Annotated in this window: 22 protein-coding genes and 6 tRNA genes; 20 read left to right on the top strand and 8 right to left on the bottom strand. The window is 68.8% G+C overall.

Annotated features, from left to right (window positions below; translation table 11 throughout):
* Positions 1-2: 2 nt before the first annotated feature.
* A complete protein-coding gene (gene lnt / locus AC6LJ5_RS24095) occupies positions 3-1,625 on the top strand; it encodes an apolipoprotein N-acyltransferase (RefSeq protein WP_498141814.1) in 1,623 nt (540 codons plus the stop codon).
* 94 nt (positions 1,626-1,719) lie between these two features.
* Here the strand turns inward: lnt and AC6LJ5_RS24100 are convergent, their stop codons facing one another.
* Positions 1,720-2,775: an aldo/keto reductase gene (locus AC6LJ5_RS24100; RefSeq protein WP_498141815.1), complete on the bottom strand. Its 1,056-nt coding sequence runs from the start codon at positions 2,773-2,775 to the stop codon at positions 1,720-1,722.
* Between the two features lie 431 nt (positions 2,776-3,206).
* On the opposite strand from AC6LJ5_RS24100, the gene AC6LJ5_RS24105 reads away from it, so the two are divergent.
* The 8 genes from AC6LJ5_RS24105 to AC6LJ5_RS24140 all read left to right on the top strand — a co-directional run bounded on the left by AC6LJ5_RS24105 (position 3,207) and on the right by AC6LJ5_RS24140 (position 6,473).
* Positions 3,207-3,282, top strand: a tRNA-Ala gene (locus tag AC6LJ5_RS24105).
* Between the two features lie 49 nt (positions 3,283-3,331).
* Positions 3,332-3,407: transfer RNA gene (locus AC6LJ5_RS24110), tRNA-Glu, on the top strand.
* A gap of 63 nt (positions 3,408-3,470) precedes the next feature.
* Positions 3,471-3,547, top strand: a tRNA-Asp gene (locus AC6LJ5_RS24115).
* 104 nt (positions 3,548-3,651) lie between these two features.
* Positions 3,652-3,727: transfer RNA gene (locus tag AC6LJ5_RS24120), tRNA-Ala, on the top strand.
* Between the two features lie 35 nt (positions 3,728-3,762).
* Positions 3,763-3,838: transfer RNA gene (locus AC6LJ5_RS24125), tRNA-Glu, on the top strand.
* Positions 3,839-3,898: 60 nt separating this feature from the next.
* A tRNA-Asp gene (locus AC6LJ5_RS24130) sits at positions 3,899-3,975 on the top strand.
* Positions 3,976-4,596: 621 nt separating this feature from the next.
* Positions 4,597-5,613: a biotin synthase BioB gene (gene bioB, locus AC6LJ5_RS24135; protein WP_498141816.1), complete on the top strand. Its 1,017-nt coding sequence runs from the start codon at positions 4,597-4,599 to the stop codon at positions 5,611-5,613.
* On the top strand, positions 5,610-6,473 hold the full coding sequence (locus tag AC6LJ5_RS24140) for an EamA family transporter (protein WP_498141829.1): 864 nt from the start codon (positions 5,610-5,612) through the stop codon (positions 6,471-6,473). The genes bioB and AC6LJ5_RS24140 overlap by 4 nt, the downstream gene beginning before the upstream one ends.
* Positions 6,474-6,487: 14 nt before the next feature.
* On the opposite strand, the gene AC6LJ5_RS24145 is transcribed toward AC6LJ5_RS24140, so the two are convergent.
* Together AC6LJ5_RS24145 and AC6LJ5_RS24150 are read right to left on the bottom strand one after the other, a co-directional pair.
* Positions 6,488-7,987, bottom strand: coding sequence for an MFS transporter (locus AC6LJ5_RS24145; RefSeq protein WP_498141817.1), 1,500 nt, complete (start codon positions 7,985-7,987; stop codon positions 6,488-6,490).
* A gap of 79 nt (positions 7,988-8,066) precedes the next feature.
* Positions 8,067-8,570: a peroxiredoxin gene (locus AC6LJ5_RS24150; protein WP_103275891.1), complete on the bottom strand. Its 504-nt coding sequence runs from the start codon at positions 8,568-8,570 to the stop codon at positions 8,067-8,069.
* 287 nt (positions 8,571-8,857) lie between these two features.
* On the opposite strand from AC6LJ5_RS24150, the gene AC6LJ5_RS24155 reads away from it, so the two are divergent.
* Positions 8,858-9,286: a hypothetical protein gene (locus AC6LJ5_RS24155; RefSeq protein WP_498141818.1), complete on the top strand. Its 429-nt coding sequence runs from the start codon at positions 8,858-8,860 to the stop codon at positions 9,284-9,286.
* Between the two features lie 81 nt (positions 9,287-9,367).
* Here the strand turns inward: AC6LJ5_RS24155 and AC6LJ5_RS24160 are convergent, their stop codons facing one another.
* Positions 9,368-10,246 (bottom strand): dienelactone hydrolase family protein, encoded by an 879-nt coding sequence (locus AC6LJ5_RS24160; RefSeq protein WP_498141819.1) that lies wholly within the window; start codon positions 10,244-10,246, stop codon positions 9,368-9,370.
* Positions 10,247-10,527: 281 nt separating this feature from the next.
* A complete protein-coding gene (locus tag AC6LJ5_RS24165; RefSeq protein ID WP_498141820.1) occupies positions 10,528-14,283 on the bottom strand; it encodes a DUF748 domain-containing protein in 3,756 nt (1,251 codons plus the stop codon).
* 182 nt (positions 14,284-14,465) lie between these two features.
* Between AC6LJ5_RS24165 and moaC the strand changes: the two genes are divergently transcribed.
* The 5 genes from moaC to AC6LJ5_RS24190 are packed head-to-tail and all read left to right on the top strand — an operon-like array spanning position 14,466 to position 17,415.
* Positions 14,466-14,954: a cyclic pyranopterin monophosphate synthase MoaC gene (gene moaC / locus AC6LJ5_RS24170; protein WP_103275895.1), complete on the top strand. Its 489-nt coding sequence runs from the start codon at positions 14,466-14,468 to the stop codon at positions 14,952-14,954.
* On the top strand, positions 14,935-15,186 hold the full coding sequence (locus AC6LJ5_RS24175; RefSeq protein WP_103275896.1) for a MoaD/ThiS family protein: 252 nt from the start codon (positions 14,935-14,937) through the stop codon (positions 15,184-15,186). Before moaC ends, AC6LJ5_RS24175 begins: the two co-directional genes overlap by 20 nt.
* A 3-nt stretch (positions 15,187-15,189) precedes the next feature.
* A complete protein-coding gene (locus AC6LJ5_RS24180; protein WP_392409137.1) occupies positions 15,190-15,684 on the top strand; it encodes a molybdenum cofactor biosynthesis protein MoaE in 495 nt (164 codons plus the stop codon).
* Entirely contained in the window at positions 15,681-16,205 is a 525-nt protein-coding gene (gene moaB / locus AC6LJ5_RS24185) for a molybdenum cofactor biosynthesis protein B (protein WP_498141821.1), read from the top strand. The genes AC6LJ5_RS24180 and moaB overlap by 4 nt, the downstream gene beginning before the upstream one ends.
* Positions 16,206-16,209: 4 nt before the next feature.
* Positions 16,210-17,415, top strand: a complete 1,206-nt coding sequence (locus AC6LJ5_RS24190) for a molybdopterin molybdotransferase MoeA (protein ID WP_498141822.1) — start codon at positions 16,210-16,212, stop codon at positions 17,413-17,415.
* Here AC6LJ5_RS24190 and mobA read toward each other — a convergent pair.
* Genes mobA through AC6LJ5_RS24205 form a run of 3 tightly spaced genes read right to left on the bottom strand, consistent with a single transcriptional unit; the run spans position 17,400 to position 20,225 of the window.
* Positions 17,400-18,020 carry a molybdenum cofactor guanylyltransferase MobA gene (mobA, locus tag AC6LJ5_RS24195; RefSeq protein ID WP_498141823.1) on the bottom strand — a complete coding sequence of 207 codons (621 nt, stop codon included), beginning with the start codon at positions 18,018-18,020 and terminating at the stop codon, positions 17,400-17,402. The genes AC6LJ5_RS24190 and mobA overlap by 16 nt on opposite strands.
* Positions 18,013-19,113 carry a GTP 3',8-cyclase MoaA gene (gene moaA, locus AC6LJ5_RS24200; protein ID WP_498141824.1) on the bottom strand — a complete coding sequence of 367 codons (1,101 nt, stop codon included), beginning with the start codon at positions 19,111-19,113 and terminating at the stop codon, positions 18,013-18,015. Before moaA ends, mobA begins: the two co-directional genes overlap by 8 nt.
* Before the next feature lie 35 nt (positions 19,114-19,148).
* Positions 19,149-20,225 (bottom strand): substrate-binding domain-containing protein, encoded by a 1,077-nt coding sequence (locus AC6LJ5_RS24205; RefSeq protein WP_103275902.1) that lies wholly within the window; start codon positions 20,223-20,225, stop codon positions 19,149-19,151.
* Between the two features lie 168 nt (positions 20,226-20,393).
* Between AC6LJ5_RS24205 and AC6LJ5_RS24210 the strand changes: the two genes are divergently transcribed.
* The 5 genes from AC6LJ5_RS24210 to AC6LJ5_RS24230 all read left to right on the top strand — a co-directional run bounded on the left by AC6LJ5_RS24210 (position 20,394) and on the right by AC6LJ5_RS24230 (position 26,607).
* Positions 20,394-20,966, top strand: a complete 573-nt coding sequence (locus AC6LJ5_RS24210; RefSeq protein WP_498141825.1) for a formate dehydrogenase subunit gamma — start codon at positions 20,394-20,396, stop codon at positions 20,964-20,966.
* The gene (locus AC6LJ5_RS24215; RefSeq protein ID WP_498141826.1) at positions 20,963-22,537 is read left to right on the top strand and encodes a formate dehydrogenase beta subunit; all 1,575 of its coding nucleotides are present in this window, start codon (positions 20,963-20,965) and stop codon (positions 22,535-22,537) included. The genes AC6LJ5_RS24210 and AC6LJ5_RS24215 overlap by 4 nt, the downstream gene beginning before the upstream one ends.
* Positions 22,538-22,559: 22 nt before the next feature.
* Positions 22,560-25,436, top strand: coding sequence for a formate dehydrogenase subunit alpha (gene fdhF / locus AC6LJ5_RS24220; protein WP_498141827.1), 2,877 nt, complete (start codon positions 22,560-22,562; stop codon positions 25,434-25,436).
* A 77-nt stretch (positions 25,437-25,513) separates the two neighbouring features.
* Positions 25,514-26,335 carry a formate dehydrogenase accessory sulfurtransferase FdhD gene (gene fdhD, locus AC6LJ5_RS24225; RefSeq protein WP_498141828.1) on the top strand — a complete coding sequence of 274 codons (822 nt, stop codon included), beginning with the start codon at positions 25,514-25,516 and terminating at the stop codon, positions 26,333-26,335.
* An 11-nt stretch (positions 26,336-26,346) separates the two neighbouring features.
* The gene (locus tag AC6LJ5_RS24230; RefSeq protein WP_103275907.1) at positions 26,347-26,607 is read left to right on the top strand and encodes a formate dehydrogenase subunit delta; all 261 of its coding nucleotides are present in this window, start codon (positions 26,347-26,349) and stop codon (positions 26,605-26,607) included.
* Positions 26,608-26,742 lie beyond the last annotated feature (135 nt).

Raw genomic sequence — 26,742 nt, forward strand, 5'->3', positions numbered from 1 at the left:
GCATGAGCCCCACCCCGCGCGGCCGACTCCTGCGCGGCGCGGCCGGCCTGACACTGGCCGGCGCGGCGCACGCCCTGACATTCGCTCCCGGCCCGCTGCCCGGCTGGGCCCTGGCCATCACCCAGGTGCTGGCGCTGGCCGTGGCCGCGCGCGTGACGCTGTATGCGCCGTCGGCGCGCCTATCCTGGGCGCGCGGCTGGCTGTTCAGCTTCGCCACCTACGCGCTGGGCCTGTACTGGATCTTCATCAGCCTGCATCGCTACGGCGATCTGGCGGCGCCGCTGGCGGCGGCCGCCGTGCTGCTGCTGTCGGCCTTCCTGGCCATCTTCCCCGCCACGGCCTGCGCGCTGGCGCGCCGCTATGCGCCGCTGGACCCGGACTCGCCGCCCGCCCGCGCGCTGACGGGCGCGCTGACCTGGGCCGCCCTGTGGGCCGGCTTGGAATGGGTGCGCGCGGTGCTGCTCACCGGCTTCCCCTGGCTGAACATCGGCTATGCCCATGTCGATAGCCCGCTGGCCGGCTGGGCGCCGCTGCTGGGCGTGCACGGCATGGCCTTCCTGGCGGCCTTCGCCGCGGCGGCGATCGCCACGCTGTGGCAGCCCTCGCGCAAGACCCCGCTGGACGGCCGGCGCGCGCTGGCCGCCGGCCTCGCGCTGGCGTTGGCCGCGACCGGCTGGCTGCTGGCCCGCATCGACTGGTCGCGCCCTTTCGGCGAGCCGCTGAACGTGCGCCTGATCCAGGGCAACATCGAACAGTCGCAGAAGTTCGATCCCGCGCTGCTGGACCAGAGCCTGCGCCGCCATCTGGAACTGGCCGCGCTGCCGCCCATGCCGGGCGAACCCGCGCCGCAGCTGACCATCCTGCCCGAAACCGTGATGCCGGTGTTCCAGAACCAGCTCGACCCGCGCGTCTGGGAAGCCTGGCGCGCCATCGCCGCGCGGCAGAACAGCGTGATCGCCATGGGCTCGCCGCTGCTGGACGTAGTGGGTGGGCGCGAACGCTACACCAACAGCGTGATCGGCTTCGACGGCGCCACGCCGGTCGAGCACCTGCTCGCCGGCTCGACCGCCATGCGCTACGACAAGCGCCACCTGGTGCCCTGGGGTGAATACGTGCCGCCGGGTTTCCACTGGTTCGTCGACATGCTCAACATTCCGCTGGGCGATTTCGACCGTGGCGCGGAACGCCAGACGCCCTTCGCCGTGGGCGGCCAGCACGTGGCCTTCAATATCTGCTACGAAGACCTGTTCGGTCCGGACCTGCTGCCGGCGTTGCAGTCCGGCCCGCAGGGCGAACCCGGCGCGACCATCCTGGTGAACGTCAGCAACCTGGGCTGGTTTGGCGATTCCTGGGCGCTGCGCCAGCATCTGCAGATCGGCCGGCTGCGCACCATCGAGACGGCGCGCCCCATGCTGACCGCCACCAACACCGGCATCACCGCCGCGATCGACGCCAAGGGCCATGTCGCCGCGCAACTGGCGCCGATGCAGCCGGGCGTGCTGCCCGTCAGCGTGCAGGGCATGACTGGCCTCACCCCCTACGCCCGCTTCGGCGACAAGCTCGCGCTGGCGTTGGTGGGCGTGGTGCTGATCGGCGCGCTGGGCGCGACGCGCAAGCGCGGCTGAAGCCGCGCCTGGTCGCCGTTCCGCATTCGTCGCCGCAAAGGCCTGCCCGGATCCTACATCGCAGGATCCGGGATCTTTCCAGCCTCGACCAATCCTAGCTGAACAGATCCTCGGGCAAGGCCGACTGGTCGCCCGACGGACGCGACGGCCCCTGGCCAGCGCCCGTCCGCTCGATCGCATCGGCGATGCGCGCCATATCCTCATCATCCAGCTCGAGTTCGGCAGCGCCCAGCAAGGCGTCCACCTGCGCCGCGTTGCGCGCGCCGACGATCGCGCCGGTCACGCCCTGCCAGGCCAGGGTCCAGGCCACCGCGGCGGCGGCGACCGTCGCCCCGTGACGCTCGGCGACCGGCCGGAAAGCCTGCGCCAATGCCAGATTGCGTTGCAACGCGGGCGCCCGGAACTCGGCATGGCGCGAACGCCAGTCATCGGCGGGCAAACTGGCCGCGCGCGCCTCGCTGAATCCGCCGCTCAACAGGCCCGACTGCATCGGGCTGTAGACGATGACGCCGGTGCCGTGCGCCTCGCACCAGGGAATCAGATCGGCGGCCGCGCTGCGCTGGATCGCGGAAAACGGCGGCTGCAGGCTGTCCACATGCCCCAGCGCCTCCGCGTCCTGCAACTGGGCCAGGTTATGGTTCGACAGCCCCACCGCGCCGACCTTGCCCTCGCGCTTGAGCGCCAGCAGCGTTTCCCAGTAGCCGTCCAGCGATGTGCCGTCGCCCGCCGGCCAGTGCATTTGATAGAGGTCGATCCGCTCCACGCCCAGACGGCGCAGCGAATCCTCGACCTCGCGCCGGATGCTTGCCGGCGCGCCAGTGCGCCGTGGCGTGGCCTGCGGCTGCGCGTCGGACCAGGTCAGGCCGCACTTGGTGAACACGTAGGGGCGCTCGGACGGCGCCATCTGCGCCAACGCGCGGCGCACGATCTCTTCGGAATGGCCCAGGCCGTAGACCGCCGCGGTATCGATCCAGTTGATGCCCCGGTCCACCGCCAGCCGGATCGCGCCGATGGAATCGGCATCGTCCTGCGGCCCCCAGCCCACCGCCCAGCCATTGCCGCCCATGGCCCAGGCGCCCAGCCCGATGCGCGTGATCGACATGCCGGAGCGTCCCAGGGGACGGGTAGGAAAGGATGTGCTTGTGCCCATGCGTGAAATGCTCCTGCGCCGGCGCGATCGCGCCGCATTTGCTGAAAGGCCACGATAGCACTGCGCGCTTCGCCGGCGCGGCCGGATCGCATCGGCCTGTGCTTGAATGATGAACCGACAATGTGAATGAGCAGCAGGAGTGGCCAACGGAGCGTTTCACTAAAGGAGCGATCAACTCTAAAGGGGTGCTCAACTACAGCGCGCTCAACTGCGGGCCACTCAGTCATCACGGAAACCTTTCCGCAACTTTTTTCATTTTTGCGCCCAATCGACTTGCACGCCCAAAATAGTTCGTGCATAATCTCGTTTCTTCGCCAACGGCACTAAACAAAACCGGCAACGAACCAGCAGGAACCACCTGAATCCAGCAAGAAATTTGCAAGATTCAAGTGAAGAAAGCTAGAACGTTGCAAGTATTGATTAGAAAAGACGGGGGTATAGCTCAGCTGGGAGAGCGCTTGCATGGCATGCAAGAGGTCAGCGGTTCGATCCCGCTTACCTCCACCAGTCCAAAGCGAAGAATGCAGTAAAAAAGCAGTGCCTGATGCAAGTCCACGTCCCCTTCGTCTAGAGGCCTAGGACATCACCCTTTCACGGTGAGTACAGGGGTTCGAATCCCCTAGGGGACGCCAGTTCTTCGGACTGTTCTTGCATCGTGCAGTTGAAGTGATCATGTAGTTCGAGTACGCCGCTGCGGAGCGGTAGTTCAGTTGGTTAGAATACCGGCCTGTCACGCCGGGGGTCGCGGGTTCGAGCCCCGTCCGCTCCGCCAAAAGCTCTCGCTCAGGGTCATTCTCAAGAGCTCCGATCCGGGGCTTTTTGCTTTTATAGGGTGTAAGCCCTTGTTGTCTGAAGGTTGAGACACCTGGGATTCTGGGGGGTATAGCTCAGCTGGGAGAGCGCTTGCATGGCATGCAAGAGGTCAGCGGTTCGATCCCGCTTACCTCCACCAGTAAAGCAGTTGGTAGTACAGTGGTTTTTGTTCAGGTCCCCTTCGTCTAGAGGCCTAGGACATCACCCTTTCACGGTGAGTACAGGGGTTCGAATCCCCTAGGGGACGCCAGTATTCTGGCAAGCTGCCTTGACACCGCAGTTGCAGTACCGAAGTTTTGCATACCGCTGCGGAGCGGTAGTTCAGTTGGTTAGAATACCGGCCTGTCACGCCGGGGGTCGCGGGTTCGAGCCCCGTCCGCTCCGCCAAAGCACTTTGCGCCATCTGCGCACGCCGCGAAACAATCGCCGCGTCATCATCGAAAAGCTCCGGATTCCGGAGCTTTTTTGTTTTCCGCTCACAGATATCCCTTCCGCCTGGCTGCCGCCGATAGCGGCATATCGGCCCACGAGGCTCGCATGCCCGCGAGCGCGCCCGGGATCACCCCGGAACATGCCTGCCCGGCCCGCCCAGACACGGCAATGCCGGCTGCGCGCCATCCCGCGGCGCCGCGCGCCGCCGCTACTCCTCCCGAAGTCGCGGCCGCCAATACGATCTCCCGATCGCGGTCTCCCAACCGCAACATCGCCGCCACCGAGCCCCGCGCCCACATCGGCCAGGCAAGCGACTTCTCCCCGATCTAGAATTTACAAATTGAATCAAAAAAATCAGCCCCTCGCCGTCCGCGAAGATGCCGGCGCGTTGCCTCTCGGGATGCTCTAAAAATCGCCAAATCTTCAAAAAACAGATCGATCCACCCCGCATTTCCAGCCAGATCCCCGGCATTGCGCAAACCCCGCCCGGCTTCATACGATCCGCCGATCGCAGCCTGAGCCCGCCAAGGCGGCGCAACCGGCGCGATCCCCGCGACACCGACTGGAGCCCTCCCGATGCAGACCGCCTACATCCCCGTCCCGACGATTCCCAAGCCGATGCCCGAATCCGCCGCCTGGAGCGCCGAGGAGGTCCTGAAGCTGTACGACCTTCCGTTCATGGACCTGATCCATCGCGCACAGCAGACCCATCGCGCCCATTTCGATCCGAACGCCATCCAGCTGTCCAGCCTGCTGTCGATCAAGACCGGCGGCTGTCCCGAGGATTGCGCCTACTGCCCGCAATCCGCGCATCACGACACCGGCCTGGAAGCCGACAAGCTGATGCCGCTGGAAGACGTGATCGCCGCCGCGCGCGCCGCGCAGGCCGGCGGCGCGCAGCGCTTCTGCATGGGAGCCGCCTGGCGCAGCCCCAAGCCGCATCACCTGGAAGCGGTGGCCAAGATGGTCAGCGCGGTGAAGGCGCTGGGCATGGAAACCTGCGTGACGCTGGGCATGCTGGCCGAGGGCCAGGCCCAACAGCTCAAGCACGCCGGGCTGGACTACTACAACCACAACCTGGACACCTCGCCGGAGTTTTACGGCAAGATCATCTCCACCCGCACCTACCAGGACCGCCTGGATACGCTGGAGCGCGTGCGCGACGCCGGCATCAATGTCTGCTGCGGCGGCATCGTGGGCATGGGCGAGTCGCGCCGCGAGCGCGCCGGGCTGATCGCCCAGCTCGCCAGCATGGAGCCCTACCCCGAATCCGTGCCCATCAACAATCTGGTGCAGGTCGAAGGCACGCCGCTGGCCGGCGTCGAAGCGCTGGATCCGTTCGAATTCGTGCGCACCATCGCCGTCGCCCGGATCACCATGCCCAAGGCCAAGGTCCGGCTGTCGGCCGGCCGTGAGCAGATGGACGATGCGCTGCAGGCGCTGTGCTTCATGGCCGGCGCCAACTCCATGTTCTACGGCGACGCGCTGCTGACCACCGCCAATCCGCAGATGCAGGCCGACCAGCGCCTGCTGGCGCGGCTGGGCATGCACATCGACGCCGAGCCCGCGCACGAGGCGCCGGCGTGTCGCTGACGCCCGGCCTGCTGTATCTGGCGGCCAGCATCGCCTGCAGCGTAACGGTGGCCGCGATGCTGAAGCTGGCGCGCGGCTGGCGCATCGACGTGCGCCAGGCCATCGCGGTGAACTACGCGGTCGCCGCGACCTTGTGCTGGGCCCTGCTGCGACCGGCGTCCGACACGCTGTTCGCGGCGGGCATGCCCTGGCTGACGCTGGCGGCGCTGGGCATCCTGCTGCCCAGCGTGTTCCTCGCCATGGCGCAGGCCGTGCGCCATGCCGGCGTGGCGCGCAGCGACGCGGCGCAGCGCCTGGCCCTGTTCATTCCGCTGATCGCCGCGTTCCTGCTGTTCGGCGAGACGCCGGACGGCCGCAAGCTGGCCGCGATCGCGCTGGCGTTCTGCGCGCTGTATTGCCTGCTGCGCCGCCCGTCGCCGGACGGCGAGCCCGCCGAGGCCGGCCGCGACCGCTGGCTGTGGCCGCTGATCGTCTGGGCCGGCTATGGCGTGATCGACGTGCTGTTCAAGCAGGTGGCGCGCACCGGCACGGCCTTTTCCGGCGCGCTGCTGCTGGCCTTCATGCTGGCCGGGATGCTGATGCTGGGCTACCTCGTATGGCGTCGCGCGCGATGGGAGTGGCGCCATGCGCTGGCGGGCGTGGCGCTGGGTCTGGCGAATTTCGGCAATATCCTGACCTATATCCGCGCGCACCAATCGCTGCCGGGTCACCCGTCGGTGGTGTTCGCATCCATGAACATGGGCGTCATCGCCCTGGGCGCGCTGATCGGCGCCCTGGCGTTTCGGGAATCGCTCTCGCGCCTGAACCTGCTGGGGCTGGCGCTGGCCCTGGCGGCCATCGTGCTGATGATCCCCCGCTAGCGCTGCGCGCGGTCTCAGGTGCCGGTGCGCAGGCGCGATTCGGGCGCGTCTTCGTCCAGGTCTTTCGCGTCAGGCACCCGTCCCGCCTCGTAGCCCATGTCCCGCGCGGCCTCGGCGGCGGCGGGATGATCTGCCGCCGCCTCTGAGACCGCCGCGCCCGGAGCCGCCGCAGCGGCTGGCGCCGCACCCGCCACCACAGCCTCGGCGGCGACAGGGTCGACAGACTGCACGGCGGCCGTGGCGGGATCCGGCTCCACCATCTCGATCGTGATGTCGGTCTCGGGATCGACCCGGGGATCCAGCACCGCCGACGCGGGCGAGCTTTGCAGGGTATCCGGCATCGGCACGAAGTGGGTGGGCGCTTCCTGCACCTGGTGCGCGCCCGTGACGCGCGTCGGCCGCACCTGCCAGACCAGGATCAGCGCGCAGGCCGATACGAACATGTAGTACATGCTGTGCCCGCCCCAGGACATCAGCACGCCCGCGATCATGGGGCCGACGCAGGCGCCGACGCCGTAGGTCATCAGCAGCACCGCCGACAGGCTGACGCGCCGCTCGGATTCCACATGGTCGTTGGCGAAGGCCGCGCCCAGCGGGTACAGCGTGAATTGGAGCACGCCGAATACGGCGGACAGGGCCAGCATGGCCCAGAACGGCAGTTCGATCCAGCCCCACATCAGCGCCGGCAGGACCGCCAGCAGCAAGGCATTGAAGCGGATCAGCCCGGCGCGGTTGATGCGGTCCGACAACCAGCCCATCGGCCATTGCGACAGCAGGCCGGCGGTCACCGCCGTGGCCACGAACACCGCCGCCTGGGACGTGCTCATGCCGTGCTTGGCCCCGTAGACAGCGGCCAGGCCGTAGAACGCGCCGGACACATTGCCCGCCACGAACAGCACCGTCATGGACAGCGGCACGCGGCGCATGAAGAATCGGATGTCCAGCGGCGCGGGCAAAGGCGTGGGCGGGTGCGAACGCGCCGTGACGGCGATCGGCACCAGACATAGCACCAGGCACATGGCGACCAGCGTCAGCGGCCGCAGGTCCAGCGTCGCATAGGCCGTCAGCGCCAGCTGGCCCAGCACGGTGCCCAGGCCGGACACCACCATGTAGACGGAGAACACGCGCCCGCGCTGATGGTTCTCGGTCTGCTCGTTCAGCCAGCTTTCGATGACCATGAACTCCGTCACCATGACAACGCCGGAGATCACCCGAAACACCAGCCACAGCGGCAGCGAATCGACCAGCGTCTGCGCCAGGATCATGCTGGTGGCGACCGCCGCGCAGGCCACGAAGGCGCGGATGTGGCCCACCCGGATGATCAGCCTGTGCCCCAGCCGGGCGCCGCACACCAGGCCGAAGTAGTAGCCGGCGATCAGGGCGCCGATCCACACCTCGCTGACCGCCTGCGACGTCAGCCGCAGCCCCATGTAGGTATTGAACAGGCCCGTGCCGATGAGCATCAGCAGGGTCGCGAAGTACAGCGACGAGAACGAGGAAATGGTGGCGATCATGGCATCGGGCAGCCGCGGCCAGCGGCCTTTCGGCGGACCGCGCCTGCAGTCCGCCGTAAAACGGTAGAACGGAAGAGAATCAGGCCTGCGACAGCATGGTGGCCGCGTCGCTGACCTCGAACTTACCGGCGGCCTCGACGTTCAGCGTCTTGACCACGCCGTCCTCGATGAGGGCCGAATAGCGCTGCGAGCGCACGCCCATGCCGCGCTGGATCAGGTCCAGCTCCAGGCCCAGCGCCTTGGTCCACAGGGCCGAGCCATCGGCCAGCATGCGAACCTTGCCGTCGGTGCCCTGTTCACGGCCCCAGGCGCCCATGACGAAGGCGTCGTTGACCGACACGCACCAGATCTCGTCCACGCCCTTGGCCTTGAGCGCGGCGGCCTGCTCGACGTAGCCCGGCAGGTGCTTGGCCGAGCAGGTCGGCGTGAAGGCGCCCGGCACGGCGAAGAGCGCGATCTTCTTGCCGCGGACCAGGTCGGCGACCTGGAAGGCGTTGGGACCCAGCGAGCAGCCCGCGGTCTCGGTTTCGATGAATTCGGTCAGGGTGCCATCCGGCACGCGGTCGCCGACTTTGATCGTCATGGAAATATCTCCGGCTGAAAAATCTGAAGAAAGAATGAATGGGGTAGAGCATTGAGGCGAGGCCGCCTCACACCCTCCATCATAGTTCCTGCGCGCGGGCGGCGCTTGGCGCGCCTGCAGCCCATGCCCCGGGCGGACGCCGCACCGGCAAAGAACATGAACAGACTGAAACGACTCAATACGGGCGCGTCGCTCCCGGAACGCGCGTCCGTTGCAATAATGTCGCAAGATTCATGGCATCCCGCGCGCGTCTTGCCGCCCGCGGGACCACACACGGAGAACATGCGATGCGCAAGATGGCAGGCGGCCTGATGGCCGCGTTGGCGCTGGGCTTGACCGGCGGCGCCTGGGCGGCGCCGGACGCCAGCGAACAATTGCAGTACGAATCCTTCGTCGTGGCGGCGGGCGCGTCCAATGGCGCGGCCCGTGCCTGCGGCGCGTCCGAGCCCGATCTCAAGCAACATCAGGACACCTCGCGCAAGAACCTGCAGCGCTACGCCCAGGAATACGGCTTCAACGCCCAGAACTACGACACGCTGTACGACAAGGGGCTGGACCAGGGCAAGGCCATGATGGAAGAGATGAAGCGCTCGGGCGTGGACGGTTGCCGCGGCGTGCTGGGCAGCTTCCAGAACGAGCGCGTCATCGGCTACGAGGACATGAAGGCGGCCCTGGCCGAGGTCAGCGACGGCCTGCCGGGGGAAACCGAGAAATAGGACAGAGGCACGGTTCGCGCCGTCCCTCGGGGCGAACTTGAAGCGGAAGAAAGCGCGACGCCCATGCGCCGCCGCCCTCGCCTACAGCCCGTTCTGCTTGAACCAGTCCAGCATGCGCTGCCAGGCCTGATCGGCCTCGGCCTTGCGGTAGCTGGGCCGGTAGTCCGCATGGAAGGCATGCGGCGCTTCGGGATAGATGTCGATGCGCGAGGCCTTGGCGGCGGCCGGCCCCTGGGCCAGCGCCACCCGCATGCGGTCAACGTCCGCCAACGGAATGCCGGCGTCCTTGCCGCCATAGGCGCCCAGCACCGGCGCCTTCAGGTCCCCGACCGCGCTCAGTACCGGGCGCGGCTTCAGCTCGCTGGGCTCGCCGCCCAGCTGCCCGTACCAGGCAGCGCCCGCGCGCAGCTTGGGATTGTGCGCGGCGTAGAGCCAGACCTGGCGTCCGCCCCAGCAAAACCCCAGGATGCCCAGTCGGCCCGCGTCGCCGCCATGCTCGGCGGCCCAGGCCGATGCGGCGTCCAGGTCGCGCTGCACCTGCGCGTCGGGCACCTTGCCAATGATTTCCGCCTGCAGCTTGGGAATATCGGTGTAGCGCGACGGGTCGCCCTGGCGCGCGAACAGCTCGGGCGCCACCGCCAGATACCCCAGGTGCGCCAGGCGGCGGCAGATATCCTGGATGTACTCGTGCACGCCGAATATCTCGGACACCACCAGCAGCGTGGGCAGGTTCTTCTTGCCCTGCGGCGCGGCGCGATAGGCCGGCATCTTGCCGTCGACCACCGGAATGTCCACCTTGCCCGCCAGCAAGCCGGCGGCGTCGGTGGCTATCGCCGTCTGCGCCACTGCTTGCCCCGCCGCCAGCGAAAATCCCGCCGCCACCGACGTGGCGATGAAGCCCCGGCGGTCCAGCTTCAAGGGCGGCAGCAAGCTGTCGAACTGCGAATCCTGGTCGTTCATGCCTCATCTCCTGGGAAGAGCGCTCGCCCGTATCCGCACCAAACCGGCCACGAGCGGCAAGATTGCACTTCACACCTCACACTTCAACCACCAACGGCAACAGCGTCAGCCGTGCCACCTTCCAGTGAGGCACACTCCGGTAACGCACACTCCGCAAGGTCGCAGGCGCCGACACGGCCAGGTCGCCCCCAATCGGGATGTCGCGGATCCGGCTCCGCCGGTCCGCAGACATGCCCCCTGGAGGGGGAAGCGCGCAGCGCTTCGGGGGTGGGCTCATCCCTCTATTTCAGAGAGAACTCCACCCGCGACGGCACGCCATCGTCCTTGATGCCGTCGGCATCCAATTGCGGCGCGACGATGAAGACGCGCTCGGCCAGGCCCTCGTGAGCGAGCAGCTTCTCATAGACGGCCTGGGCGCGCGCGTCGGCCAACTGGCGCAACTGCTCGTCGCCCACCGGCGCCACGCTGCGCAGCATTTCCTCCATCTGCGCATCCGGTATGGACTTGGCGATGCCGATCAGGTTCCTGGGCTTGTCCTTGATGTCGGTATCGCCGTAGACCTCTTCCAGGTACTTGGAGCGCTCGGCGGGCGACACGTCGACGCCGGCCGGGTTGGGCTTCTTGCCGCGCGGCGCGACGGCGGCGGCCTTGGCGGCGCGGATCTTGCTTTCGATCCAGGCCTGGCGCAGGCCCTCCATGTCGGTCTTGGGGTCGGCGCGGCCGCTCAGATCCATCTTCAGGCCGGGACGGTCGGTCAGGGCCTTGATCAGCGTGTCGATGCGCTGCTGGGAATCCTCGGTCAGCGCCGCGCTGCCCGGCGCGAATTCCACGTAGGACAGCTCCTCGCCGCCGCCGAAGGCCGAGGCGAGCAGGCTGAAGGGCGAAGTCACCGCCTTGACCACCAGGTTGAGCACCACGCGCACCACGATACCGCCGACCGAGAACTCCGGATCGTCCAGCGAACCGGAAATCGGCAGGTTGATGTCGATATTGCCGCGCGAGTCCTTCAGCAGCGCCACGGCCAGCAGCACCGGCAGCTTGGTCGCGTCGGGGCTGTTGGTCTTGTCGCCGAAGGTCAGCTGGTTCAGCACCACATGGTTGCTGGCGGTCAGCGCGCGATCCTTGATCTTGTATTCCAGGTCGACCGACAGCTTGCCGCGCTTGATGGGATAGCCCACGTACTTGGCGGAATAGGTGTTGAAGCGCGGCAGGTCCACGCCCTTGGCCGACGCCTTCAGGTCCAGTGCCAGGAACTTGGCGAAGGGCTGCACCACGCCGCTGATCGACAGCGGCGCGGTGGTGTACACACGGCCCGTGACCTTGACCTTGGCGGGCTGGGGATTGCTGGACGACACCGCCGAGATCGAGCCGTCGATGCTGGACAGCTCCGCCACGTAGTTCGGCTTGACGAAGCGGTCGGTGAAGGTCATGCGGCCGCGCGTCAGGGTCACGCTGTTGAGCGAGATATCGGGCATGCCGCCGCTCTTGGCGGCGGGTTCGGGCGCGGCGCGGCGCGCCGGCGTCTGCGTGTCCTGGGTGATGGAGCCGCCCGCCTGTCCGGGCGCGGCCACCAGGTCCATCACGTTGAGCCGGCCCTGCGCGTTGAGCAGGATGCGACCGTAGAAATCGTCCAGCGCGATATCGCCCAGCCTGGCGCCGATCTTGTCGCCGGCGACGGAGATATCCATGCCGGAGAACGCCAGGCGCTTCCAGTTCAGGAAATCGTCCTTGTTGACGCGGTCCTGCAGGTCCAGGTCGGTGACTTCCACTCCGCCCTTCCAGGCGGCCGAGAGCGGCGCCTTGCCGTTGGCGGCCGCGAAGGCCGCTTCGCCCTTGGCTCCCAGCGTGATGGCGCGCACGGTGGCGTTCAGGCTGGAGGCGAAATAAGGCGCGAACGAGGCCACGTTCAACGCCGACAGGTCCACCGAGGTGCGCAGCGTCAGCGGCTGCGGCGTGAACGCCCCCTTCAGGGCCAACTTGCCGTTGCCCTGCACGCCATCGGCGTCCAGCGTGAAATTGCTTTGTCCCGGTCCCATGGCCAGCCGGTCGGCGGTCAGGTGCAGGCGCTGCAGCGCGACATCCAACGCGGGCTTCAGGGATTCGTCGCGCGCCTTGAACTGGGTCAGCTCGGCTTGCGCGCCGGTGGCGGACACGTCCACCGCCCCGCCCTTGTCCAGCACGTGCACTTGCGCCGACAGCGCCACGCGACCGTCCTGCAGCGTGATCGGCGCGGCGCTGCGCACGGCCGGCGCGAATGGCGCCAGCGCCACGTTGCCCATGCGGAAAGACATTTCCAGCGCCAGCGGTTGCAGCACCAGCGGACCCTTGGCGCGGATCCAGCCACCGTCGGTGCTGTTGTCCACCGTCAGCCACAGGTTGATCGGGCGATCCTTCTGCTGCGGAATCTCCACGCCCTCGACCGTGGCCGCGATGCCGGTCATCGAGTAGTCGAGCTTGCTGACCGCATCGGTCAGGTGCAGCTCGCCTTCATGGATATTGAAGGCGTCCAGCGTGATCTTCCATTCGGCCGGTTCGGCCGGCTGGGGCGCCGGGGCCGTGCCTGCCGGACCAGCCGGAGGCGCGGCGCCCGCGGCAGCGGACGCCGACGGCGTGGCCGCGCCAGCCGCAGCGCCGCCTGCGGCGGGAATCGCAGACTTGGGTTCGGCGGCTTTGGCTTCGGCCGCCTTGGCATCGGCACTCTTCGCATCAGCCGCCTTAGCATCTCCGGCCTTAGCATCCGCCGGTTTCACGCCCGCCGGCTTGGCAGCTGCCGCAGCAGAAGCCGCCTTGCCCGCTTCGGGTGCGCCAGCCTGCGCGGCGGAGACCTTGGCCGAGGCCTGCGGATCCGCAGGCTGGGCGGCGGCCTTGCCCGCATTCGGCGCGGCCTTGGCATCCTGTGTCTTGGCATCCGCCGGCTTGCCCGCAACCGGCTTGCCACCCGCAGGCTTGGCCGCGCCGGGCTTGGCGCCCAGCTGCTGCAGCTGCTCGGCCACGTCCTGCCAGTTCAGCCTCAAGTTCTCGTAGCGGCGCGCATGCACCTGCGGCGCCCACAGGCCGACATCGCCGATATAGGCCTGCCGCGCAATCGGTTCGAGTTCCAGCCGCGATACCGTCAGCGCGCTCCAGGACGCCAGCTCGGCGCCCGACTTGTCGCGCAGATCGAACTGGCGCAGGCCCAGATCGCCCACCACCCGGATCTTGGGCGGCGCATCCTTGGGCTGCTCGAACACCACGCGCAGGTTCGAATCGAGCAGCGCGCGCTCCAGCTTGAACGGCAGCGGCATGGGCCACACGTCGGCCCACTTCTCCAGCTGCAGGCCGGAGAAGGTCACGTTCAGCGTCGAGGACGGCACCTTCTCGAAGGGCCGCGCCACGCCGGTCAGGTCGAAGGGGCTGCCGTTGATGCGCAGGTGCAGCCGGGGCTGCACGTCGATGTCGGTGGCATAGCCGAAGGTGGAGATGAACGGCACGCCCAGCGTGAACTCGTCCACCACCTGCTTGCGGCCGGTGACCTTGTCGTCCAGCGTGACCGAGCCGCCCTCGATGCGCATGTTGTTGAGCGAGAAGCGCGGCGGACCCTCGTCGGGCTTGGGCGGTTCCTCGGGCTTGGCGGCGCTCATCTCGGCCACGCGCTGCTGCACGTCCGAGAAGTTGAAGCGCGTGACGTCCTCGCGCACGATGGCGATCTTCGGCTCGCGCAGCGTCAGCCGGTCCACCACCGGCGCGAACCAGAACAGCGAACTCCAGGCGGCGCTGGCGTCCAGTTCGGCCAGCGTCAGCAGCGGTGTCTCGGATCCTGGCTGCGCGATCGCCAGGTCCCGCGCGCGGACGGTCAGGGTAAAGGGATTGAAGCTGATCTTGCCGACGGAAACGTCGCGGCCCAGCATCTTGGAGACGTCCTCGGTCAGGACGGAGCGCAGCACCTTGGGCACCTGCCAGGCCGCCACGCCGCACAGCAGCAGCGCCACGGCCACGATGGACAAGAGAATCTTGCCGACGCGCCGGGTGAACCTGAACTTTGGCATCCGCATGGGCATCGCGAGTCTCCTGGTACGACAAATTGTAGGCACTGGCCGCGCGTCGGGTACGTGTTTTGCGGGCGATTATCGCGCCCCCCGCACAGCTCGTCTATCATAGGGCGTATCAGCGGCCCGACCCGGACCATGCCGGTCCGCCGCGGCCGCTATTTTCAATCATTAACAATTCTCGATCCCGACCCATGTCCTCCTCCGCCCCCACTCTCAGCCACCTGGACGAAGCCGGCCAGGTCCGCATGGTCGACGTCATCGGCAAGGCGGACAGCGAGCGCGTGGCGGTCGCCGCGGCCAGCGTGCGCCTGAACGCGGTGGCCTACGGCCTGCTGACCGCGCCCGGCCAGGGCAAGGGCGAAGTCCTCAACACCGCGCGCGTGGCCGCCATCCTGGCCGCCAAGCGCTGCGCCGAGCTGATCCCGCTTTGCCACAGCCTGCCGCTGTCCTTCGTGGGCGTGGAGTTCGCGCTGGACGACGAAGCCCATCGCGTCGACATCCTGGCCACCTGCCGCACCAGCTACAAGACCGGCGTCGAAATGGAAGCCATGACGGCCTGCAGCGTCGCCGCGCTGACCATCTACGACATGTGCAAGGCGGCCGACAAGGGCATCGTGATCGAGCAAGTTCGCCTGAAGTACAAGGCGGGAGGAAAGAGCGGTGAGTGGCGCAACGATTGATCTGCTGTACTTCGCGCGCGTGGCCGAACTGGTCGGCAAGCGCGGCGAGGCCTGGCCGCTGGACGATGAATCCACCGGCGCGCAACTGCTGGCCGCGCTGGGCGAGCGCTATCCGCAGCTAGCCCCGGCCTCGCGCCTGAAGCTGGCCGTCAACCAGACCCATGCCAAGCCCACGGTCGTGATCCGCCCCGGCGACGAAGTCGCGGTATTCGAGCCCGTGACCGGAGGCTAGAGCATGAGCGCCAATGTGGTCATCGTCCAGGAAGCCGATTTCGACGGCGCGGCCCTGACCGCCGCGTTGCGCGAGCAGGCCGGCGCGGGCGTCGGCGGTATCGTCACCTTCGTGGGCTACGTGCGCGACTACGCACCCGATGCGCCGACCGAAACGCTGTTCCTCGAACACTATCCCGGCATGTGCGAGCGCGAGCTTGAAGACATCGCCGCCACGGCCCGCGCGCGCTGGAACCTGGCCGGCACCGTGATCGTGCACCGCGTCGGCGCGCTGTCGCGCAACGCCCAGATCGTGTTCGTGGCCGCCGCCAGCGCCCACCGCGGCGACGCCTTCCGTGGCTGCGAATACATCATCGACGCGCTCAAGACGCGCGCGCCCTTCTGGAAAAGCGAGACGCTGGCCGGCGGCAAGCGTTTCTGGGTCGAACAGCGCCAGGCCGACGAGGACCGCACGCGGTCCTGGGACGAGCCCCCGGCCGGCAACAAGGATACGCCATGAAGCAAGCCCCCGCCGAACCCGTATCGCTGGCCTGCGCCGTGCTGACCGTCAGCGACACGCGCGGCCCCGGCGACGATACCTCCGGCAACCTGCTGGCGCAGAGCCTGGCCCGGGCCGGCCATCAATGCGTGCGCCGCGACATCGTCAAGGACGACCTCTACCAGATCCGCCGCATCATCAGCGACTGGATCGCCGATCCCGCCGTGCAGGTCATCCTGACCTCCGGCGGCACGGGCTTCTCGCACAAGGACACCGTGCCCGAGGCCATCGGCCCGCTGCTGGACCGACAGATCCCCGGCTTCGGCGAGCTGTTCCGCCAGCTGTCCTACGAAGAGATCGGCAGCTCGGCCCTGCAATCGCGGGCCCTTGCCGGCTACGCCAACCAGACGCTGCTGTTCTGCCTGCCCGGCTCCAACAACGCCTGCGAAACCGCCTGGACGCGCATCATCCGCGAACAGCTCGACAGCGGCCATCGCCCCTGCAATTTCGCCACGCACTTCAAGAATCGCGAAGACAACTGACCCCATGCTGGATTTCGATCACGCCCAGACCCTGCTGGCCAACGCCGCCGGCCCGCTAGACCGCGTCGAGGACGTCGCATTGGCCGACCTGGCCGGCCGCGTGCTGGCCCGCGACCTGACCGCGACCGTCGACATTCCCCCCGCCGACAACAGCGCGATGGATGGCTACGCGCTGCGCGCGGCCGACTGGAGCGACGCCGCGCGCCTGCCGGTGCAGCAGCGCTGCTACGCCGGCGACACGCCCGAGCCGCTCAAGCCGGGACACGCCATCCGCCTGTTCACCGGCAGCCTGATTCCCGAAGGCGCCGACGTGGTGGTCATGCAGGAAGACGCCGAGGAAGCCGACGGCCACGTGCGCATCTCGCGCCCGCCCGCCCTGGGCCAGCACATCCGCCTGCGCGGCGAGGACACCCTGGCCGGCGCGCCGCTGCTGGCCGCCGGCACGGTGCTGGAAGCCGCCCACGTGGCGCTGCTGGCCTCGCAGGGCATGGCCACGGCGCCGGCGCGCGCCCGCCTGCGCGTGGGCATCCTGACCACCGGCGACGAGCTGGTGCCGCCCGGCGCCGCGCGCGCGCCCGAACAGATCTACAACTCCAACGGCCCCATGCTGGCCGCGCTGGCGCGCGGCATGGGCGCCGAGCCGGTCCACGTGCTGCATGCGCGCGACACCGAGGCCGACCTGCTGGCCGCGTTCAAGACGCTGCTGGCCGATTGCGACCTGGTGCTGAGCGTGGGCGGGGTGTCGGTCGGCGAGCGCGACCTGGTCAAACCGGCGCTGGCGACCCTGGGCGGCGAACTATCGCTGTGGAAGGTGCGCATGAAGCCGGGCAAGCCCGTGGCCCTGGCGCAGATCGGCGGCAAGCCGGTGATCAGCCTGCCGGGCAACCCGGTGTCGGCCTATGCCGTGTTCACGCTGTTGGTGACGCCGCTGGTGCGCCGCATGCAGGGCCGCGAAACGCTGTTCCCGCCGGTCAGCCTGCTGCCGCTGCGCACCGAGCGCACGCGCCAGGACAGCCGCGAGGAATTCCTGCGCGTGCAGCGCCGCGTGGCCGATGACGGCTCGGCCGAACTGGTGCCCTACGGCCACCAGGGGTCCGGCGTGATCAGCTCGCTGCCCTGGTCCACCGGACTGGCGCGCGTGCCGGCGGATACGCCGGTGCAGGACAAGGACCGCGTCCCCTACTACGACCTGCGTCACTGGCTAGCGTAGCGCTCGGCCCGCTCCAGCTCTTCCGGGGTGTTGACGTTCATGAAGGCCTCGGGCGTCTCGTCGAAACGGGCTTCGGCCGCGCCCAGGCGCGACTGCCACAGCCCCACCCGGCGCTCGCCCGACGCCAGATACTCACGCAATGCGGGCAGCAACGACACCCGCAGCGCCATGCAGGCCGGATGGCGCACCCCGTCCGCGCTGGCATAGGCCAGCGGCACGCCCGTCGCCAGCGCCGCGCCGACCAGGCGCGCGGCCAGGTCTGGCGGCAGGAACGGCGTATCGCAGGGCGCGACCACCAGCCATTGCGCGTCGCCGGCGGCCAGCAAGCCCGCCATCACGCCGGCCAGCGGCCCGGGCCAGCCCTGCAGCCCCGCCACCCCGTCGCCGACGACGTCGCCATAGCGCGCGTAGCTGTCCGCGTTGCGGTTGGCGCTGATGATCAACCTTCCCACCTGCGGCGCCAGCCGGCGCGCGGCATGCCCCGCCAGCGGCTCGCCCCGCAACTGGACCAGCCCCTTGTCACGCCCGCCCATGCGCGAACCCTGGCCGCCGGCCAGGACCAGGCCGGCGAGCGCCTGGCGGTCGGGCAAGGCGGACTCAACCACCGATGTAGCTCATTTCGATCTTGCGCGAGGGATCGGCCATGTTGCGCCCGCGCAGCTCGGAATAGTTGTCACCGCGCGCCGCCCAGATGCCGGCGATGATGGCGGCCAGCTCGTCGTCGCTGGCGCCGTCGCGCAGCGGCGCGCGCAGGTCGTGGCCGTCGTGCGCGAACAGGCACAGGTACAGCTTGCCTTCGGGCGACAGGCGCGCCCGCGTACAGCCGCCGCAGAAGGCCTGCGTCACGCTGGAAATCAGGCCGATCTCGCCGCCGCCGTCCAGGTAGCGCCAGCGTTCGGCCACGCGCCCCATGGCGTCCGCGACGACGGGCTCCAGCGGGAATTCCTGGCCGATGCGCGCCAGCACTTCGCTGCTGGGCACCACTTCCGCCATGTTCCAGCCGTTGGTGTTGCCCACGTCCATGTACTCGATGAAGCGCAGGATGTGGCCGCTGTGGCGGAAGCGCCGCGCCATGGGCAGGATCTGGCCGTCGTTCAGGCCGCGCCGCACCACCATGTTGACCTTGATCGGGGCCAGCCCGGCCTCGGCCGCCGCATCCACGCCGCGCAGCACGTCGTCGGGCGTGAAGCCGCTGTCGCTCATGTCCTGGAACATGGTCGCGTCCAGCGCGTCCAGGCTCACCGTCACGCGCGACAGCCCGGCCTGCCTCAGTGCCTCGGCCTTGCGCGCCAGCAGGCTGCCGTTGGTGGTCAGGGTCAGGTCCAGCGGCCGGCCGTCGGGCGTGCGCAACGCGGCCAACTGGCTCACCAGGTTCTCCACATGCTTGCGCAGCAGCGGCTCGCCGCCGGTCAGGCGCAGCTTTTCCACGCCCAGCCGCGTGAACACATTGGCCAGCCGCGCGATCTCCTCGAAGGACAGCAGCGCTGAATGCGGCATGAAGGAATAGCTGCTGTCGAACACCTCGCGCGGCATGCAGTAGGTGCAGCGGAAATTGCAGCGATCCGTGACCGAGATGCGCAGGTCGCGCAAGGGACGCGCGCGCAGGTCGAGCGCGGGCTGCCCCGCCGGCGGCAGGGCGCCGGGCGCGACGGCGGGCAGGCCACCGCGCCGATCGGCAAGGAAAATCACTTTGGTCATGGTGGAATCATAGCCCGGCGCCGTCCGCGAGGCGCTCAGGAAAAAGCCTCGTCCAGGGTTTGCAGCCGGCCCGTGTCGCGGGTGTCGTAGCCGGCCAGCTGGCCGACGTAGCCCAGGTAGTCCGGACTGCGCAGGATGGCCAGCAGCTCGCGCATGGCCGGCGTCTCCAGCGCGCTCCTGCGGATGGCGAAGAAATAGCGCTCGCGCACCAGCGGGATGAAATCCAGCCCGAAGCGCCGGGCCGCCGTCTCCACGCCCACGCCGGTATCGGCCATGCCGCTGGCGATATGGGCGGCGATGGCCATGTGGGTGAATTCATTGCTTTCGTAGCCCTGCACGTCGCCGATGGAGACATTGGCGCGCTGCAACATCAGACTGATCAGATGGCGCGTGCTGGAACCGATCTGGCGGTTCACGAAGCGCACATCGCCACGCGCCAGGTCGGCGATGCCATGGATATTCTTGGGATTGCCCGCCACCACGAACAGGCCGGTATTGCGCACGGCCAGGTGGATCAGCAGGTAGTCGTCGGCGTGCAGCCACTGGGCATAGCGCGCCATGATGGGTTCCTCGAACTCGCCCAGCGGCACCTGGAAGCCGGCCAGGTCGCATTCGCCCCGCTCCAGCGAGGCCAGCGCCTCGATCGCGGTGCGATAGCGCAGCTCCAGGCCGGCGCCGCCGCCCATGCGCTGCATCAGCGATTCCACCGCGAAGCCGTGGCTGGCGTGCAGGCGCAGATGCGGTCCGCTTTCCGGCAGCAGCCGGGCCAGTTCCTCCTGCAGTTCCGAGGCCATGCTTTCCAGCGTGGGCATCAGACGGGCCTCGATGCGCCGGTTGGCCCACAGCAGGCGCTGGGCGAAGGGCGACAGCTGCGTGCCCTGGCGCCGGTTGGTGATCAGCAGCGCGGTGCCGAAGATGCCCTCGAAACGGCGCAGCACGCCCCAGGCGTGCCGGTACGACAGTCCGCAGGCGCGGCAGGCGCCGGCGATGTTGCCGCTGGCGTCGATGGCGGCCAGCAGCGCCAGCATGTCCTGCAGCGGCACCGGGCCGGCATCGCCCTCGGACGTCAGCGTCCATTGCGGCCGCAGGCCGATTTGGAACTTATATGTCATTTATTTCATATTGAAGCCGGGATTCCAGCCAAGTAGAGTACACAAAAAACGCGGATTCCAGACAATTAATATGCTTCTGAAAACATATTAATCACGCTTCAGGATCAGGAATCCGCCCGCTGACCGCTCCTACGGGGGCCCGTAATCAGTCATCAGGAGGAGACCGCCATGCGCACCCGCGAGGCAAAATCCGATCTCGCGTCCACTGGCGGCGCCCGTGGCGGCCAGCAGGCGCTGGACGCCGCCCGGGCCTCGCAGACGCCGGCCGTGGCCGCCACGGCCCGCATCGTCGCCCGGCTCAAGGACCAGCCCGGCCCGCTGCTGCCGGTGCTGCACGCGGTCCAGCACGAGTTGGGCTGTATTCCGGCCGAGGCGGTGCAGACCATCGCCGAGGCCCTGAACCTGTCCCGCGCCGAAGTCCACGGCGTCATCACCTTCTACCCCCACTTCCGCAGCGCGCCGGCCGGCCGCCACGTCATCGAGATCTGCCGCGCCGAGTCCTGTCAGGCCATGGGCGGGGAACAGCTCGCCGAGCATGCCCGCCACGCGCTGGGCTGCGACTTCCACGCCAGCACGCCCGATGGCGAATTCACGCTGGAGCCGGTGTACTGCCTGGGCCTGTGCGCGCAATCGCCCGCCATCATGATCGACGGCCAGCCCAAGGCCCGCGTCACGCGGGACAAGCTCGACCGCCTGCTGGCGCAGGCCCGCCAGGTCGCCGCCCCGGAGGACGCCCGATGAACGCCCCGATCAGGATCTACGTGCCGCGTGACGCGGCGGCGCTGGCGGTGGATGCCGACGCGGTCGCGCGGGCGATCGAGGCCGCCGCCGAACAGCGCGGCCTGGCCGTGCAGCTGGTGCGCAATGGCTCGCGCGGACTGCTGTGGCTGGAACCCATGGTGGAAATCGCCACGCCCGCAGGCCGCGTCGCCTACGGGCCGGTGCAGCCCGAGGACGTGGCCGGCCTGTTCGAGGCCGGCTGGCTGCAGGGCGGCGCCCACCCGCTGCGGCTGGGTCCGACCGAGGACATCCCCTACCTGAAGCACCAGGAACGCCTGACCTTCGCCCGCGTCGGCATTACCGACCCGCTGTCGCTGCAGGACTACGCCGCGCACGGCGGCCTGGAGGGACTCAAGCGCGCGCTGTCCCTGGCGCCCGAGGCCATCGTCCAGGAACTCATCGATTCCGGACTGCGCGGACGTGGCGGCGCGGCCTTCCCCACCGGCATCAAATGGAAGACGGTGGCCGGCACGCCGGCCGACCAGAAATACATCGTCTGCAACGCCGATGAGGGCGATTCCGGCACCTACGCCGACCGCCTGCTGATGGAAGGCGACCCGTATGTGCTGATCGAGGGCATGACCATCGCCGGTCTGGCCGTGGGCGCGACCCAGGGCTACATCTACGTGCGCTCCGAGTACCCGCACGCCATCGCCGCGCTGGAAGCGGCCATCGCGCGGGCGCGCGAGGTCGGCTGGCTGGGCGCGGATGTACACGGCAGCGGCCGGCGGTTCGACCTGGAAGTGCGCAAGGGCGCCGGCGCCTACATCTGCGGCGAGGAGACCTCGCTGCTGGAAAGCCTGGAGGGCAAGCGCGGCGTGGTGCGCGCCAAGCCGCCGCTGCCGGCCATCTCCGGCCTGTTCGGCAAGCCCACCGTGATCAACAACGTCATCTCGCTAGCCACGGTGCCCATCATCCTGGCCAAGGGCGCGGCCTATTACCGCGACTATGGCGTGGGCCGCTCGCACGGCACCCTGCCCTTCCAGCTGGCCGGCAACCTCAAGCACGGCGGGCTGGTGGAAAAGGCCTTCGGCCTGACGCTGCGCGACCTGCTGTACGGCTTCGGCGGCGGCAGCGCCTCGGGCCGGCCGCTGCGCGCGGTGCAGGTTGGCGGACCGCTGGGCGCCTACCTGCCCGAATCGCAATGGGACGTGCCGCTGGATTACGAGGCCTATGCGCGGATCTCGGCCATGATCGGCCACGGCGGCCTGGTGGCCTTCGACGACACCGTCGACATGGCGCGCATGGCCCGCTACGCCATGGAATTCTGCGCCGTCGAGTCCTGCGGCAAGTGCACGCCCTGCCGCATCGGCTCGACGCGCGGCGTGGAGACCCTCGACAAGATCATGGCCGGCGGCCCGGCGCGCGAACAGCAGGTGCATCTGCTGCGCGACCTGTGCGACACCATGCTGGGCGGCTCGCTGTGCGCGCTGGGCGGCATGGCGCCGTACCCCGTGCTGTCCGCCCTGAACCACTTCCCGCAGGACTTCGGCCTCGCCGACAGTCCCGCACCCGCCGCCAGCGCGGCCTGACGCCGCCCGCCCGGAGACCGCCATGCTGGAAACCGTCATCAAGCGAGACCGCGACCTGGGCACGCCCGCCCGCGAGTCCACCCAGACCGTCACCCTGACCATCGATGGCCAGGAAGTCACCGTGCCCGAAGGCAGCTCGCTGATGCGCGCGGCCGCCGAGGCCGGCATCAACATCCCCAAGCTCTGCGCCACCGACAGCCTTGAACCCTTCGGCTCGTGCCGCCTGTGCCTGGTGCAGATCGACGGACGCCGGGGCTATCCGGCATCCTGCACCACGCCGGCCGAGCACGGCATGGTGGTGCACACCGAGACGCCCAAGCTGCGCGAGCTGCGCCGCGGCGTCATGGAGCTGTACATCTCCGACCACCCGCTGGACTGCCTGACCTGTCCGGCCAACGGCGACTGCGAGCTGCAGGACATGGCCGGCGTGGTCGGCCTGCGCGAGGTGCGCTACGGCTACCAGGGCGCCAACCACCTGGACAGCGCCAAGGACGAGTCCAATCCGTACTTCACCTACGACCCGTCCAAGTGCATCGTCTGCAACCGCTGCGTGCGCGCCTGCGAGGAAACCCAGGGCACCTACGCCCTGACCATCTCCGGCAAGGGCTTCGAATCGCGCGTGTCGCCCGGCCAGGACCAGCCGTTCCTGGACAGCGAATGCGTGTCCTGCGGCGCCTGCGTGCAGGCCTGCCCCACGTCCACGCTGCAGGAAAAGACCGTCATCATGATGGGCCAGGCCGAGCACTCGGTGATCACCACCTGCGCCTATTGCGGCGTGGGCTGCGGTTTCAAGGCCGAGATGAAGGGCCAGGAAGTGGTGCGCATGGTGCCCTGGAAGGACGGCCAGGCCAACCGTGGCCATTCCTGCGTCAAGGGTCGCTTCGCCTGGGGCTACGCCACGCACAAGGAACGCGTGCTCAAGCCCATGATCCGCCAGCGCATCACCGACCCGTGGCGCGAGGTGTCATGGGACGAGGCCATCAACCACGCGGCCTCGGAATTCCGCCGCATCCAGGCGCGCCACGGGCGCGACGCCGTCGGCGGCATCACCTCATCGCGCTGCACCAACGAGGAAACCTGGCTGGTGCAGAAACTGGTGCGCGCGGCCTTCGGCACCAACAACGTCGACACCTGCGCCCGCGTCTGCCACTCGCCCACCGGCTACGGCCTGAAGCAGACGCTGGGCGAATCGGCCGGCACCCAGACCTTCGATTCGGTCATGCACACCGACGTGGTGATCGTGATGGGCGCCAACCCCAGCAGCGGCCACCCGGTGTTCGCCTCGCGCCTGAAGCGCCGGCTGCGCCAGGGCGCGCGCCTGATCGTGATCGATCCGCGCCGCATCGAGCTGGTCAGCTCGCCGCACATCAAGGCCGACTTCCACCTGCAGGTGCGGCCCGGCACCAACACGGCGCTGCTGTCCTCGCTGGCGCACGTCATCGCCACCGAAAACCTTATCGACGAAGCCTTCGTCGCCGAACGCTGCGAGGAAAAGGCGTTCCGGGAATGGCGCGACTTCGTCTCGCTGCCCGAGAACTCGCCCGAGGCGATGGAAGAAATCACCGGCGTGCCGGCCCGCGACGTGCGCGGCGCGGCGCGGCTCTACGCCACCGGCGGCAACGGCTCGATCTACTACGGCCTGGGCGTGACCGAGCACAGCCAGGGATCGACCACCGTGATGGCCATCGCCAACCTCGCCATGGCCACCGGCAACGTGGGCCGCGAGGGCGTGGGCGTGAACCCGCTGCGCGGCCAGAACAACGTGCAGGGCTCCTGCGACATGGGCTCGTTCCCGCACGAACTGCCCGGCTACCGCCACATCTCCGACGACGCGGCGCGCGCGCTGTTCGAGCGCGACTGGGGCGTGACCATCCAGCCCGAGCCCGGCCTGCGCATCCCCAATATGTTCGAGGCCGCGCTGGGCGGCACGTTCAAGGGGCTGTACTGCCAGGGCGAGGACATCGTGCAGTCCGACCCGAACACGCAGCACGTGGCCGCGGCGCTGGCGGCGATGGAGTGCATCGTGGTGCAGGACCTGTTCCTGAACGAGACCGCCAAGTACGCCCACGTCTTCCTGCCGGGCTCGTCCTTCCTGGAAAAGGACGGCACCTTCACCAACGCCGAGCGCCGCATCTCGCGCGTGCGCAAGGTCATGGAGCCCAGGAACGGCAAGTCGGACTGGGAAGTGACCGTGGCCCTGTCCAACGCGCTGGGCTATCCCATGAACTACCGCCACCCCGGCGAGATCATGGAAGAGATCGCCCGGCTCACGCCCACCTTCGCCGGCGTCAGCTATGACAAGCTGGACCGGCTGGGCAGCCTGCAATGGCCGTGCAACGACGAGGCGCCGGACGGCACCCCCATCATGCACATCGACCAGTTCGTGCGCGGCAAGGGCCGCTTCATGATCACCAAGTACGTGCCCACCGACGAGCGCAGCACGCGCCGCTTTCCGCTGCTGCTCACCACTGGGAGGATCCTGTCGCAATACAACGTCGGCGCGCAGACCCGCCGCACGCCCAACGTCATGTGGCACAGCGAGGACGTGCTGGAGATCCACCCGCAGGACGCCGAGGACCGCGGCGTGGCCGAGGGCGACTGGGTCGGCATCCAGAGCCGCGCTGGCGAGACCGTGCTGCGCGCCACGCTGACCGACCGGGTCCAGCCGGGCGTGGTATACACCACCTTCCACTTCCCCGAATCCGGCGCCAACGTCGTCACCACCGACAGCTCCGACTGGGCGACCAACTGCCCCGAATACAAGGTCACCGCCGTGCAGGTCACGCGCGTGTCCCAGCCCTCGGAATGGCAGCGCCAATGGTCGCGCTTCGCGGACATCCAGCACAAGCTGCTGCGCGAGCGGGCCCGCGAGAGCGACGCGGCGATGACGGGGAAATGATGCCGTCCCGGCGCGCGCGAACCGCGCGCCGGCAACGCCGCCACACCCTGCCAGCCGCAACGATACGCACGCAAAGCATGAGCCAGCCCGCCGAAGACCGCCACGACAGCATCCCCGCCCAGGTGACCCGTATCCGGGCAGGCGCCGTCGCGTCCGCCACGGAAGCCGACCACCTGGCCGAGGAAACCCCGGTCGCGCTGGAATACAACGGCATCAGCCACGCCACCATGCTGGCCACGCCCGCCGACCTGGAAGACTTCGCATTGGGCTTCTCGCTGTCCGAGGGCATCATCGACAGCGCCGCCGACGTGCGCGGCATCGACGTGGCGCCGCAATGCGACGGCATCGTGGTGCAGCTGGAAATCTCCAGCGCCTGCGAGGCGCGGCTCAAGTCGCGCCGCCGCGCCATGGCCGGCCGCACCGGCTGCGGCCTGTGCGGCGTGGAAACCCTGCCTGAAGTGCTGCGGCCGGTGCCGCCCGTGGCCGCCGGCGCGCCACTGCGCGCCCAGGCCGTGCTGGCCGCCATGCGCGACATGCGCGCGCGCCAGCGCCTGCACGACCTGACCGGCGCCACCCACGCCGCAGGCTGGGCCGGCGCCGACGGCACCATCGCCCTGGTGCGCGAGGACGTGGGCCGGCACAACGCGCTGGACAAGCTGGTCGGCGCGCTGGCGCGGCAAGGCCTGGTCGCGGCATCCGGCATGGTGCTGGTGTCCAGCCGCGCCAGCTTCGAGATGGTGCAGAAGACCGCCGCCGCCGGCGTGCCCGTGCTGGCCGCCGTATCCGCCCCCACCGCGCTGGCCGTGCGGCTGGCGCAAGAGGCCAACATCACGCTCTTGGGCTTCCTGCGCAACGACGACGCCACGCTGTACGCCCATCCCGAACGCATTCTTTCCTGACCCGGACCCGCATGGAAATCGGCAACCTGATCCGCATGGCCAACCGCATCGGCCAGTTCTTCGAAGCCATGCCCGACCGGCAAGAGGCCGGCGAAGGCGTGGCCAACCACATCCACAAGTTCTGGGAGCCGCGCATGCGCACGCAGCTGCTGGACTTCCTGGCCGGCCAGCCGGACGGCGAAGCCGGACAGGAAACGCTGCATCCGCTGGTGCGCGAAGCGGTGCTGCAAAACCGCGACCGCCTGACGCCGGCGGGCCGCAAGCCGGACTGAGCGCGGCGTTCCGACACGGTCGGCGCGCCTGTTCCGATTCACGTTAAGCTATCGCCCCAGTCCACGATATCGCGGCCTGCGCCGTCCGCCCGCGAGCGCCGACGCATCCCAGCCATAGCCCCCCCATGACCGCCC

The organism is Achromobacter sp. 1011791174, from assembly GCF_059760925.1.